Origin of the sequence: Pseudothioclava nitratireducens, from assembly GCF_029210495.1 — a bacterium.
GTDB classification, from domain to species: domain Bacteria; phylum Pseudomonadota; class Alphaproteobacteria; order Rhodobacterales; family Rhodobacteraceae; genus Pseudothioclava; species Pseudothioclava nitratireducens.
In genome coordinates this window covers 46,672-59,512 of the sequence record NZ_JARGDK010000005.1, presented here as the reverse complement: position 1 = coordinate 59,512, position 12,841 = coordinate 46,672, and the positions used below count along the sequence as shown (strand labels likewise).

At 63.4% G+C, this 12,841-nt stretch carries 11 protein-coding genes; 9 read left to right on the top strand and 2 right to left on the bottom strand.

Features of this window, described 5'->3' with window-relative positions:
* Positions 1-47 precede the first annotated feature (47 nt).
* On the bottom strand, positions 48-701 hold the full coding sequence (locus tag P0X85_RS07385; protein WP_275810931.1) for a peroxiredoxin: 654 nt from the start codon (positions 699-701) through the stop codon (positions 48-50).
* Between the two features lie 145 nt (positions 702-846).
* On the opposite strand from P0X85_RS07385, the gene P0X85_RS07380 reads away from it, so the two are divergent.
* The 5 genes from P0X85_RS07380 (at position 847) to P0X85_RS07360 (ending at position 5,054) form a co-directional block, all read left to right on the top strand.
* Positions 847-2,283 (top strand): aldehyde dehydrogenase family protein, encoded by a 1,437-nt coding sequence (locus P0X85_RS07380; protein ID WP_275810928.1) that lies wholly within the window; start codon positions 847-849, stop codon positions 2,281-2,283.
* A gap of 159 nt (positions 2,284-2,442) precedes the next feature.
* Positions 2,443-3,231 (top strand): exodeoxyribonuclease III, encoded by a 789-nt coding sequence (locus P0X85_RS07375; RefSeq protein WP_275810925.1) that lies wholly within the window; start codon positions 2,443-2,445, stop codon positions 3,229-3,231.
* 73 nt (positions 3,232-3,304) lie between these two features.
* Positions 3,305-4,207 (top strand): thioredoxin, encoded by a 903-nt coding sequence (gene trxA, locus P0X85_RS07370; RefSeq protein ID WP_275810922.1) that lies wholly within the window; start codon positions 3,305-3,307, stop codon positions 4,205-4,207.
* Positions 4,208-4,233: 26 nt separating this feature from the next.
* Positions 4,234-4,872, top strand: coding sequence for an LON peptidase substrate-binding domain-containing protein (locus P0X85_RS07365; RefSeq protein WP_275810919.1), 639 nt, complete (start codon positions 4,234-4,236; stop codon positions 4,870-4,872).
* On the top strand, positions 4,869-5,054 hold the full coding sequence (locus tag P0X85_RS07360) for a Trm112 family protein (protein ID WP_275810916.1): 186 nt from the start codon (positions 4,869-4,871) through the stop codon (positions 5,052-5,054). The genes P0X85_RS07365 and P0X85_RS07360 overlap by 4 nt, the downstream gene beginning before the upstream one ends.
* Here the strand turns inward: P0X85_RS07360 and P0X85_RS07355 are convergent.
* The gene (locus P0X85_RS07355; RefSeq protein ID WP_275810913.1) at positions 5,051-6,277 is read right to left on the bottom strand and encodes an FAD-dependent monooxygenase; all 1,227 of its coding nucleotides are present in this window, start codon (positions 6,275-6,277) and stop codon (positions 5,051-5,053) included. The genes P0X85_RS07360 and P0X85_RS07355 overlap by 4 nt on opposite strands.
* Positions 6,278-6,374: 97 nt before the next feature.
* Here P0X85_RS07355 and P0X85_RS07350 point away from each other — a divergent pair, with 97 nt between their 5' ends.
* The 4 genes from P0X85_RS07350 (at position 6,375) to P0X85_RS07335 (ending at position 12,841) form a co-directional block, all read left to right on the top strand.
* Positions 6,375-7,694, top strand: a complete 1,320-nt coding sequence (locus P0X85_RS07350) for an amidase (RefSeq protein ID WP_275810910.1) — start codon at positions 6,375-6,377, stop codon at positions 7,692-7,694.
* Between the two features lie 118 nt (positions 7,695-7,812).
* Positions 7,813-8,991 carry an aminotransferase class I/II-fold pyridoxal phosphate-dependent enzyme gene (locus P0X85_RS07345; protein ID WP_275810907.1) on the top strand — a complete coding sequence of 393 codons (1,179 nt, stop codon included), beginning with the start codon at positions 7,813-7,815 and terminating at the stop codon, positions 8,989-8,991.
* 12 nt (positions 8,992-9,003) lie between these two features.
* Complete coding sequence (locus P0X85_RS07340; RefSeq protein WP_275810904.1) at positions 9,004-12,150, top strand: DNA translocase FtsK; 3,147 nt, start codon at positions 9,004-9,006, stop codon at positions 12,148-12,150.
* A 94-nt stretch (positions 12,151-12,244) separates the two neighbouring features.
* The gene (locus P0X85_RS07335) at positions 12,245-12,841 is read left to right on the top strand and encodes a LolA family protein (protein WP_275810901.1); all 597 of its coding nucleotides are present in this window, start codon (positions 12,245-12,247) and stop codon (positions 12,839-12,841) included.

The window sequence follows — 12,841 nt, the reverse complement described above, 5'->3', positions numbered from 1 at the left end:
ACGCCGCCCCGTGACGGGCGGCGTTCTTGTTTTGGGAAAGACCAGACTCAGGCCGGGTCTTTGACAAAGCGCAGATAGGGCAGCTTCTTGTCGATGGCGCCGAACTTGGCTTCGGCAGCGGCGTCATCGAGCGACAGTGCCGCGATCACGTCCTGACCGGTGGTCCAGTTCGCCGGCGTCGCCAGCGGCACGCCAAAGGTCTTTTGCAGGCCATCGAGCGCGCGCAGCACTTCGGCGAAGTTGCGGCCGACCGACATCGGATAGGTCATGATCAACTGCACCTTCTTGTCGGGCGAGATGATGAAGACCGAACGCACCGAGGCGCTGTCGGCAGCGGTGCGGCCATCGGGCAGGTAGGCTTCTGCGGGCAGCATGTCGAAGGCCTTGGAGACCGACAGGTCCTCATCCGCGATGATCGGGAACACGGCCTTGGCTTTGGCGAAGCCCTCGATGTCCGATTTCCATTCTTTGTGCTCTTCGACGCCATCGACCGAAAGGCCGATCACCTTGGTGTTGCGCTTGGCCCATTCGTCAGCCAGCTGCGCCACGGCGCCGAATTCGGTCGTGCAGACCGGGGTAAAATCTTTCGGGTGCGAGAACAGGATCGCCCAGCTATCGCCGATCCAGTCGTGGAAAGTGATCTCACCCTGATCGGTGTTGGCGGTAAAGTTCGGCACGATATCGTTGATGCGCAGGCCCATTGGGTCCCTCCTGTTTGACGTCACTGGCTGCATATAAAGGCTTGGACGAGCGGTCAACAGACCCGGCGGCCGGATTTCGGGATCGTGGCTTGTCTCTGGCGCGACGGAGTGCCACGCTCTGCCGCAACCGATGCAGGAGGATGACATGATCGAGAAGCGCGCGTTCTATATTGACGGGGCATGGGTCGCGCCCGCCACCCCGCGGGATCATGCCGTGATCGACCCCGCCACCGAGGAGCCTTGCGCGATTATCTCGCTTGGGGATGCGGCGGATACGGACGCGGCGGTTGCCGCAGCCCGGTGCGCGCAGCCGGGCTGGGCCGCGACCCCGCCTGCGGAGCGCTTGGCCATTGTAGAGAAGCTCTTCGAGATTTATCAGGTACGCGCCGAGGAATTGGCTCAAGCGATCAGCCTTGAGATGGGTGCGCCGATTGATCTGGCGCGGCAATCGCAGGTCGAAGCGGGCACGTGGCATATTGGCAATTTCATCAAGGCCGCGCGCGAGATTGAGTGGGTGCGCCCCTTGGGCGACGGCACGCCGGGCGCGATGATTGCGCTGGAGCCCATCGGAGTCGTGGGGCTTATCACGCCATGGAACTGGCCGATGAATCAGGTCACGCTCAAGGTCATCCCGGCGCTGATCGCTGGGTGCGCGATGGTGCTCAAGCCCTCGGAAGAGGCGCCGCTATCGTCGATGCTCTTTGCCGAGATGGTGCATGATGCGGGCGTCCCGCCCGGCGTCTTCAATCTTGTGAACGGCGATGGCGCGGGCGTGGGCTCGCAGCTTTCGACCCATCCCGATGTCGAGATGATCTCGTTCACCGGCTCTACCCGAGCCGGGCGCGCGATTTCCAAGGCGGCCGCCGAGACGTTGAAGAGGGTATGCCTTGAGCTTGGTGGTAAGGGTGCAAACCTGATCTTCGCGGATGCCGACGCGAAGGCGGTTGCGCGGGGTGTGCGGCATTGCTTCCAGAATTCGGGCCAGTCCTGCAATGCGCCGACCCGGATGCTGGTCGAGCGCAGCTATTACGAAACCGCGCTGCAAATCGCCCGCGAGACGGCGGAGAAGACCCCGGTCGGGAACCCGCGCGAGCCGGGTCGACATATCGGCCCGGTCATCAATCAAAGCCAATATGACAAGATCCAAAGCCTCATCGAGGCAGGGATCGCCGAAGGCGCGCGGCTGCTGGCCGGTGGTCCGGGCCGGCCCGAGGGGATGAACCGGGGCTATTATGTGCGCCCGACGATCTTTGCCGATTGCACCCCCGAGATGACCGTGATGCGCGAGGAAATTTTCGGGCCAGTGCTCTCGATAATGCCTTTCGATACAGAGGCGGAGGCTGTCGAGATCGCCAATGGAACGCCCTATGGGTTGACCAACTATGTCCAGTCGGGCGACGGCGCGCGGCGCAACCGGCTGGCGCGGGCGCTGCGTTCGGGGATGGTCGAGATGAATGGTGAGAGCCGGGGCGCAGGCGCGCCCTTCGGGGGCGTGGGCGCGTCTGGCCGTGCGCGTGAGGGCGGCCATTGGGGGATCGAGGAATTCTGCGAGGTGAAATCCATTTCGGGCTGGGCTGAGTAAGCGAGCCGCCTGACGGAGACCGTGGGAGGGGGCTGTCCGCCCCCTCTTCGCGTTCCGCGAATTCACCCCCGAGGATATTTCGCGCGATTGGAGGGTAATCGGGTTGCCTCTGTTCGGGGGAGCGGCCAGTATCGCCGCCACTTTCATCAGGAGAGCATCATGAGCTTCACGCTGGCCACATGGAATATCAACTCGGTTCGTCTGCGCGCGGGTCTGGTCGAGAAGCTGATGCGCGAAGAGGCGCCGGATGTGCTTTGCCTGCAAGAGTGCAAGAGCCCGGTCGACAAGATCCCGGTCGAGCTGTTTCAGGCGCTGGGCTACAACTGGATGGTTGCGCGGGGGCAGAAGGGCTACAACGGCGTCGCCATCTTCTCAAAGCTGCCGATGGTTGAGGCCGGCGCCGAGGATCACGCGGGGCTGGGGCATGCACGTCACATCGCGGGGCGTCTTGAGAACGGGGTGACAATTCACAATTTCTACGTGCCAGCGGGGGGCGATATTCCCGACCGCGAGGTGAACGAGAAATTCGGGCAGAAGCTTGATTACCTGACCGATATGCGCGACGCGTTTCATGCGAACCGGCCCGAAAAGGCGATCCTTGTGGGCGATCTGAATATTGCGCCGCGCGAGGATGATGTCTGGTCGCACAAGCAGTTGCTCAAGATCGTGTCGCACACGCCGATCGAGGTGGAGCATCTGGCGCAGACGCAGGATGCCGGCGCATGGGTGGACATTACCCGGCAGGATATTCCCGAGGGGCAGCTTTATAGCTGGTGGAGTTACCGTGCCCGCGATTGGGATGCGGCGGACAAGGGCCGTCGGCTCGATCATATCTGGGCCACGCCCGACATCTCGAATGCGGCGCATGGCTCGCGTGTGCTGCGTGCGGCGCGCGGGTGGGAGCAGCCCTCTGACCACGCGCCCGTTTTCGCGACTTTTGATCTCTGAGCGCGCTGCCCCCTTGGCGCGGCCGGGCTTGGCACGCATATAGGGGGCAACCGATATCCGAAAGGACCGCAACATGTTTGGAACCGATCAACCCGCTCCCGCAGCCACCGATCTGATCAAGGACGTTTCCGAAGCGAATTTCATGGCCGAGGTTGTCGAGAAGTCGATGACCGTGCCGGTGATCGTTGACTTCTGGGCGCCGTGGTGCGGCCCGTGCCGCCAGCTTGGCCCGGCGCTGGAAGCGGCGGTGACCGCTGCCAAGGGCAAGGTCGTGATGGCCAAGGTCAATGTTGACGAGAACCAGGGGATCTCGTCGCAGCTTCGCATCCAGTCGATCCCCACCGTTTACGCTTTCTGGCAGGGGCAGCCGGTGGACGGGTTCCAGGGCGCGCTGCCCGCGTCGGAACTGCAGAAGTTCGTCGAGAAGCTTTCGGCGATGGCGGGTGATGGCGGTCTGGCGGATGCGATTGCGGCCGCTGAAGAGATGCTGGGCGAAGGCGCGGCCGAAGATGCGGCCGAGACCTTTGCCGCGATCTTTGAGGAAGACCCGAAAAGTGCAGAGGCGCTGGGCGGTTTGATCCGCGCGAAGCTTGCGCTTGGCAAGGTGGATGAGGCACAGGCCCTTGTCGATGGGGCCGATCCGGCGCTTGCGTCGAGCGGTCCGGTCGAGGCCGCCAAGGCACAGCTTCAGCTTGCGCTGCAGGCGGCAGACGCTGGTCCCTTGGGCGAGTTGGAGGCGGCAGTTTACGCCAACCCGGACGATCATCAGGCACGCTTTGACTATGCGCAGGCGCTTCATGCGGCAGGTAATGTCGAAGAGGCTGTCGAGCAGTTGCTCGATCTGTTCCGGCGCGACCGGGAGTGGAATGATGGGGCCGCCAAAGCGCAGCTTTTCACGATTTTCGACGCGCTCAAGCCAAACGATCCGATTGCGCAAAAGGGACGGCGCCGGTTGTCGTCGATGATATTTGCCTGAGCGTCCCGGCGCGCTAACTCAAGCAAATGATCAAGCTCGGCGACCTTCCCGATTCCATTCCGCTTTTCCCGCTCAGCGGCGCGCTCTTGCTGCCGCGCGGGAAGCTACCGCTGCACATTTTTGAGCCGCGCTATCTGCAAATGCTTGAAGATTGCATGAAAACGCCGCAGCGGCTGGTTGGTATGATCCAGCCCCGCCGCCATCACGACGGGCAGCCCGGTCTGTGCCAGATCGGCTGTGCGGGGCGGTTGACCGCGTTCTCTGAAACGGAGGATGGGCGCTACATGATCACGCTGTCGGGTGTGTCGCGGTTCCGTGTCCTGCGCGAGATGGGCGGCTTTACGCCCTACATCCGGGCCGAGGTCTCATGGCAGGATTTCGCGCGGGATCTGGGGGTGGCCGAACATGATCCGGGTTTTGAACGGGATCGGTTCATGGGGGTTCTCAAACGCTATTTCGGCAGCCGCGGGCTCGATACCGATTGGGAGGCGCTCAAGGATGCTGAGGATGAGCTGCTTATCAATTCGCTCTCGATGCTGTTGCCGCTTGAACCCGAGGACAAGCAGGCGCTCCTTGAGGCGCCCTGTCTTGTGACCCGGCGCGAAACCCTGACGACGCTGCTGGAATATGCGATGCATGGCGGCGGCGAGGAGAATGTTCAATGAATGATGCCAAACCGCAATTTGACCGCCGGATGCTCGAGGCTCTGGTCTGCCCGATCACGCAAAGCGTGCTGCATTACGACAAGGACCGCGAGGAGCTTGTCTCGAAGGCGGCTGGGCTCGCCTTTCCGGTCCGGGGCGGCATTCCGATCCTGCTTGAGGACGAGGCACGCCCGCTCGATTAAAGCGGACGCCCCTGCATCAGGCGCGGCACAGGACCTGAGAGACCTGCCGCCTGGCGCATGAAACCCTGCCTCAGTGCCGGGATGGCCTGCACGATCCCGATCCCAATGTCGCGCCCCGCGCGCAGGATCGGATTGTCGTTGGAAAACAGCTTGTTGACCGTATCCATGCCGAGCGCGAGCGAGGTGGAATCAAACCGGCGCCAGCCCTGATAGCGCTCCAGCACGTCAACCGCGCCGATATCCTCGCCACGGCGCATCGCCTCGACCAGAACTTCGGCGAGTGCGGCCACGTCGCGCAGACCCAGATTGAGTCCCTGTCCCGCAATCGGATGCACGCCGTGGGCAGCATCCCCCACGAGCGCCACGCGCGGCGCGGCATAGGCTTTGGCCAGCGTGAGGTTCAGCGGATAGCTGAAGCGGGGGCCTGCCAGTTTGATCTTACCCAGAAAGTCGCCAAAGCGTGGGCGCAGCACAGCGAGGAAATCCTCGTCATCAAGCGCCGCAATGGTGCGCGCGTTTTCGGCGGTTTCACTCCAGACGATTGAAGAGCGGTTCCCGGGTAATGGCAGAATGGCAAGCGGTCCCGACGGCATGAAGAACTGATGCGCGATGCCATTATGCGGACGTTCGTGGTCGATGGCGGTCACCAGCGCGATCTGCCCGTAATCCCAGCCTTCACGCGTGATCCCGGCACGTTCCGCCACGCCGGACCGCCGCCCATCGGCGCCGACCAGTAGTTTCGCCCGCAGAACACGCCCGTCCGAGAGGGTCACGGCGATGCCGCCCGGCTCGACCTCTTGCGCGGTGACTTGGGTTTCGTGGATCAGGGTGATCTTCGGTGAAGTCTCCATCGCATCCAGAAAGGCGCGGTAGAGAAAGCGGTCCTCAAGCATGTAACCCACTGGCGACTGATCCAGTTCACGCGAGTCGAAATGCAAGAAGAAGGGTGCTGCCCCTTCGCCTGCGTGACCGTCGGCAGCCTTGACCTCCATCATCGGCTGAGCATCGCTCGCGATGCCGGTCCAGACGCCGATGGCGCCCAGCAGCTTTTGCGAGGCGAGCGCGAGCGCATAGGCGCGACCGTCGAAGCTGTCTGTCGCGCGCCGACGCGCAGGGGCCGCATCGACCACCGTGACGGACAGCCCTGATTGCGCCAGAGCCAGAGCAAGGGCGGGGCCATTCAACCCACCGCCCGCGACGATCACATCGGAATCATGTTTCATGCGGCTCAATATGGCGTTTGCGCGGCTTTTGTCCATCTGCGCCATTGTCACGTGAATCCGTCGCGGCTAGCGTTTTGGAAACGGACGGAGATGGGGCATGACGCGATTTCTGGGCGCGGTAGAGCAGGGACGACGAATTGCTGCTGGCACTCTTGATCCGGTCTATCAGGTCGAAGCCTATCTCGAGGCCGCGAAGGGCGCTGAAGGCGATCAGATATACACCCGCCTGACGCCACGCCGCGCCCGTGCCGCTGCGATGGCCGCGCGGCAAAGGGCCAAGACCGGAACCCTGCGCGGGCCGCTCGACGGGGTTGGGATCAGTTGGAAAGACCTGTTCGATACGGCCGGTATCGAGACCGAGGCAGGGTCGCGCCTGCTGGCGGGGCGTGTGCCGACGGACGATGCCGAGGTTCTCAGGATGGCGACGCTGGCGGGGACGATCTGCCTTGGCAAGACGCATATGACCGAACTGGCCTTTTCCGGGCTGGGCGTGAACCCGATGACCGCGACGCCGCCGAACGTGCATGACCCGCGGCTCGCCCCCGGCGGGTCCTCCTCGGGCGCGGCGGTGTCGGTTGCGATGGGGATGGCCGCTGCGGCGATTGGCTCTGACACGGGCGGGTCCGTGCGTATCCCGTCCGCGTGGAATGATCTGGTTGGGCTCAAAACCACGCATGGTCGGGTTTCGACGCGCGGCGTGGTGCCACTCTGCAAGCGGTTCGACACGGTCGGCCCCTTGGCACGCAATGTTGAGGATTGCGCGCATCTGCTTGCGGCTCTGGAGGGGCGGCACCCGCCCGACCTGCGCGACTGCACCCTGGTCGGCAAGCGGCTACTGGTGCTGGACGGGTTGCCGTTCGAGGGCACCCGTGACGCGCCTGTTCGGGGATTCGAAGCTGCCGTCGAGCGGCTCGCCAAGGCAGGCGCGGTTATCGAGCGACGGGCGTTGCCGATGGTCACGCCTGCGATGGATCTCTCGGGGATTTTGTTCGCGCCCGAGGCCTACGGTCAGTGGAAAGAAGTGATTGAGGCGGCCCCCGAGAAGATGCATCCGCTGATCCTTGAGCGCTTCCGCACCGGGCGGGACGTGCGGGCGTCGGACTATGTGAAAGCGTGGGAGGACCTGCGCCGGCACCGGGTCGAGTATCTGGCTGAAACGGCCGCCTATGACGCGGTTCTGGTCCCCACCGCGCCCATCCTGCCCCCGGATGGTGCACGATTGCTCTCGGACCCGGCCTATTTCCAGACCGAGAACCTGCTGGCGCTCCGAAATACGCGGATCGGCAATATCTTCGGTCTGTGCGTGCTGACCTTGCCCACCGGGGTTCCGGCGACCGGGATCAGCCTGATGGCGGCGCCGATGAGCGAAGATCGGCTTTTGCGGCTTGGAATTGCGACCGAAGCCGCGCTTGGCTGAAATGCCACAATGCGCGAGGCCAAGGTCCCGAACGCGCAGGCTTTTTCTGGACGAGGGCGCGTCGCTTGGGTAACCTGATCCTCAATTGGGGCGCAACGACCCCGAATATGAGGCACCGATGGTTTATCCCGAGCGGTTTTCGAACCTGCCCGAATACGCATTCCCGCGTCTGCGGACGCTGTTGGATTCGCACGCTCCCGGCGGCGAAGCCATTGCGATGACCATTGGCGAGCCGCGCCACGCGATGCCGGGGTTCGTCGGGCCGATCCTCGCGGAAACCCTTGGTGAATTTGCGAAATATCCCGCCAATGACGGCACGCCCGAGCTGCTGGGTGCGATTTCCGGCTGGTTGAAGCGCCGCTACGCGGTCGAGGTGGGCACCGACCGGATCATGGCATTGAACGGCACGCGCGAGGGGCTTTTCAACGCTGCGATTGCGCTGTGCCCCGAAGCCAAGAATGGCCAGAAACCGATCATCCTGATCCCGAACCCGTTCTATCAGGTTTATGCGGTGGCAGCGGCCACGGTTGGCGCCGAGGCCGTCTTCGTGCCTGCCCGCGCCGAGACCGATTTTCTGCCCGATTACGCGAGCCTGCCTGCCGAGGTGCTGGACCGCACCGCGATTGTCTATCTCTGTTCGCCCTCGAACCCGCAGGGCGCGATTGCCTCGCGCGAGTATCTTGCGGAGCTGCTCGCTCTGGCCGAGAAGCACGATTTCAAGATCTTCGCGGATGAATGCTATTCCGAGCTGTGGCGCCTCGCGCCGCCGCCCGGTGCGCTTCAGGTCGCGGCCGAAGCAGGCCACGATCCCGAGCGCGTCGTGATTTTCCACTCGCTGTCGAAACGCTCGAACCTGCCGGGGCTGCGCTCCGGGTTCGTCGCGTCCGGCCCCGAGAACATCCGCCGTATCCGTCAGCTGCGCGCCTATGCCGGCGCCCCGTTGCCACAGCCGATCCAACGCGTATCAGAACGCGCGTGGTCGGATGAGGCGCATGTGGTCGATAACCGCGCGCTCTATGCCGAAAAATATAACATTGCGTCCGAGGTTTTCGCAGGCGTCCAAGGCTTCCGCCTGCCGGACGGCGGCTTCTTCCTGTGGCTACCGGTCGAAGACGGCGAGACGGCGGCGCTGAAACTCTGGCGCGAGACCGGGGTGCGGGTTCTGCCCGGTGCCTATCTGGCACGCGAAGTGAACGGGGATAACCCCGGCAAATCTTACATTCGGGTGGCCTTGGTCGCCCCAAAAGAAGAAACGCAGCGCGGGCTCATCAGGCTCCGCGACTGTATCTATGTATGAGGACGGTGAGAGATGGCATCTTATCAGGCACGACAGCGCGATCCGCTTCTTGATCAGAACACGCAGGCCGTACTCGAACGGCGCGGCAAGGAATTGCTGGGTGGCACCCTTGTGGTGATCGGTGTTCTGGCGGTTATGATGCTCGCCAGCTATGCGCCCGAAGATCCAAGCTGGATGGCGGCGTCGGAACAACCGGTGCAGAACTGGCTGGGCCGGATCGGAGCCGGGATCGCCTCGCCGCTGTTCGTCATTGTCGGGCATGGGGCGTGGCTGCTGCCCGCCGGTTTGCTGGCCTGGGGCTTGCGCTTTATTCTGCACCGCGGCGAAGAGCGGGCGATGTCGCGCGCCATCTTCCTGCCGATCTCGATCGCGCTGGCCTCGGTCTATGCCGCGCTCCTGGTGCCGAGTGCGGAATGGGGTCAGGCCTTCGGTCTCGGTGGCCATTTTGGCGATATGATCGCGGGGTCCATCCTTGGCATGTCGCCGGTTTCGGGGAGCTTTGGCCTGAACGTAATGGCGGTGATTTTCGCACTTCTGACGCTGGCCATGGGTGCCTTCGTGCTTGGCTTCGAACGTGCCGAGCTGCGCGCAATCCTGCGCTTCATGGTGCTGGGCACTGTTGCGGTTTACGCCGCGCTGATGACGGGGCTGGGCAAGGGCGCGTCTGCCTCGGTGCAGGCTGCGCGTCAGGCCGCGGATCGTCAGCGCCAACGCCGCGCCGAAGCGGCGGCGCGCGCCGAGGAATGGGCCACATGGGAGGCGCAGCAGGCCGCAGATACCTATCGGTCGCAGGCGAGCTATGACGCGGCCCCGGTGGTGACCGAGCCGCGCGGGTCGCTTTTGTCGCGGATTATCCGCCCGGCGGAGCCCGAGTATGATTTGGCCGATCCCGAGCCGGAATTGATTGAAACGCAGCCGCACTGGCAAGATTACGACCCTGAAGCGCCGAGTGAGGACCGTATCCGTGCGCGCATCGCGAGCGCGGTGAAAGCGCGCGCCCAGCTGCGCGCTGAGCCGCCGGTGATGGCTGCCGATCCCGCCGCGCCGATGGCTGCACCCTATCAACCCGAAGTCGCGCCCCCCGCCGTCGACGCGCCCCGCGCGCCGGCTTCGGTTCTGAAAGCCGTGGCCAACCGTCTTGCGCGCACGCCCAAGCAGCCGATGCAGATTCAGCCGGCCCCGATGACCCGCGCCGAGCCGCCGCTCCATGCCGCGCCGCGTTACATGCCGGGTCACGTTACGGTCCCGCAGCCGCAGCTTCAGACCATCCCGCCCGCACCCGAATGGGACGCGCCTTACGATGCGCCCTACGAGGCGGAGGTTCAGGAATTCTCGTCCGAGCCGACCTACGACTACGCGGAGCCGACCTACGCAGAAGCGGACTATGCTGAGCCCGCAATGCCTGCGTCCCAAGAGGCCGACTACGCGTTCGAAGAAGACAACATCTTTGATGATCTGCAAGATGACTACGATCCGCAGGACGACGAGATTCCCGCGCCGCGTCAGGAGCTTAACCGTCAGGTGATCCAGCAGGTCCCCGAGGCCCGCCGCGTCGTGATGCCTGTCAAGAAGGCGCCCGCGCCCTCGCGTCAGGCAATGGCCGAGGCGCAGCCGAAACTCAAGTTCGAGCCGCCGAAGCATGTCGAATACGAGGTGCCGCCGCTCTCGCTTTTGATGAACCCGGTTTCGATCCAGCGACACCAGCTCTCGGACGAGGCGCTGGAAGAAAACGCGCGGATGCTTGAAAACGTGCTCGACGATTACGGCGTGAAGGGCGAGATCGTCTCGGTCCGTCCGGGCCCGGTCGTCACCATGTATGAACTCGAACCTGCACCGGGCCTCAAGGCGAGCCGCGTGATCGGTCTCGCGGATGATATCGCGCGCTCAATGTCGGCGCTCTCCGCGCGTGTCTCGACCGTGCCGGGCCGGTCCGTGATCGGGATCGAACTGCCGAACGCACATCGAGAAAAGGTCGTGCTGCGCGAGATCCTCTCGGCGCGCGATTTCGGTGACAGCAACATGCGTCTGCCGCTCGCACTCGGTAAGGATATCGGTGGCGAGCCAATGGTCGCCAACCTCGCCAAGATGCCTCACTTGCTGATCGCGGGCACCACGGGCTCGGGGAAATCGGTGGCGATCAATACGATGATCCTGTCGCTTCTCTACAAGCTGTCTCCCGAGGAGTGCCGCCTCATCATGATCGACCCGAAGATGCTGGAACTGTCGGTCTATGACGGCATCCCGCACCTGCTCAGCCCTGTTGTGACCGACCCCAAGAAGGCGGTCGTCGCGCTGAAATGGGTCGTGGCCGAGATGGAAGAGCGCTATCGCAAGATGTCCAAGATGGGTGTGCGCAACATCGAGGGTTATAACGGGCGCGTCAAAGAGGCGATTGCCAAGGGCGAGCTGTTCAAGCGCACTGTCCAGACGGGCTTTGACGAGGAAACTGGCGAGCCGATCTTCGAAACCGAAGAGTTCCAGCCCACGCCCTTCCCCTATATCGTCGTCATCGTTGACGAGATGGCCGACCTGATGATGGTCGCGGGTAAGGAAATCGAGGCCTGCATTCAGCGTCTCGCCCAGATGGCACGGGCCTCGGGCATTCACCTGATCATGGCCACGCAGCGCCCCTCGGTCGATGTCATCACCGGCACGATCAAGGCGAACTTCCCGACCCGGATTTCGTTCCAGGTGACGTCCAAGATCGACAGCCGCACGATCCTTGGCGAAATGGGTGCAGAGCAACTGCTCGGCATGGGCGACATGCTCTACATGGCGGGTGGCGGCAAGATCACCCGCTGCCACGGTCCTTTCGTGTCGGACGAAGAGGTCGAGGAAATCGTCAACCACCTCAAGAGCTTCGGCCCGCCCGAATATATGTCCGGCGTGCTGGATGGCCCGGATGAGGAGAAGGCGGGCGATATCGACGCGGTGCTCGGGCTCAACACGGGCGGCAATACCGGGGGCGAGGACGCGCTCTACGATCAAGCGGTGGCGATCGTCATCAAGGATCGGAAATGCTCGACCTCCTACATTCAGCGCAAGCTGGGCATCGGCTACAACAAGGCCGCGCGCCTCGTCGAGCAGATGGAGGATGAGGGCGTCGTCTCGACGGCGAACCATGTCGGCAAGCGCGAAATCCTTGTGCCCGAACAATGATCGAAACATTTCCCGCGAAAGCGTGAAGCAAAGCCCCGCCACTCGTGATCCGGCGGGGCTTTTTTATTTCCGGCGACTGATTAGATTGAACGTCATGAACATACTTCGCTTTGTCCTCGCGCCGGTTCTGGCGCTGACCCTCGCCGCGCCGGCCTTCGCCGAGAAGATCCCGTTGAACGAGATCTCGCGCTATCTCAACGGTTTGAAAACCGTCGAAGCTGATTTCACGCAAGTGAACTCTGACGGGACGATTTCTACCGGGAAAGTCTTTATCAAGCGCCCCGGCCGTGTGCGGTTCGAATATGCTTCGGACAAGACGCTGGTGATGGCGGGTGGCGGGCAGGTTGCGGTGTTCGACCCGAAATCGAATCTCGGCCCCGAACAGTATCCGCTGTCAAAGACGCCGTTGAACCTGATCCTTGCCGAGAATGTCGATCTCTCGCGCGCCAAGATGGTGGTGGGCCATCGCGCCGACGGACCAAAGACGACCGTGGTCGCTCAGGACCCGGAGCATCCTGAATATGGCAGCATTCAGCTTGTCTTTACCGGTGGCCCGACCGAACTGCGGCAATGGCTGATCACGGACGAGGCGGGGTCGAAAACCACGGTGATCCTCGGCGAGATGAAGAAAGGCGTGCAACTGGGCTCTCGCATGTTCAACATCCCGGCCGAGATTGAGGCCCGCAAGTAA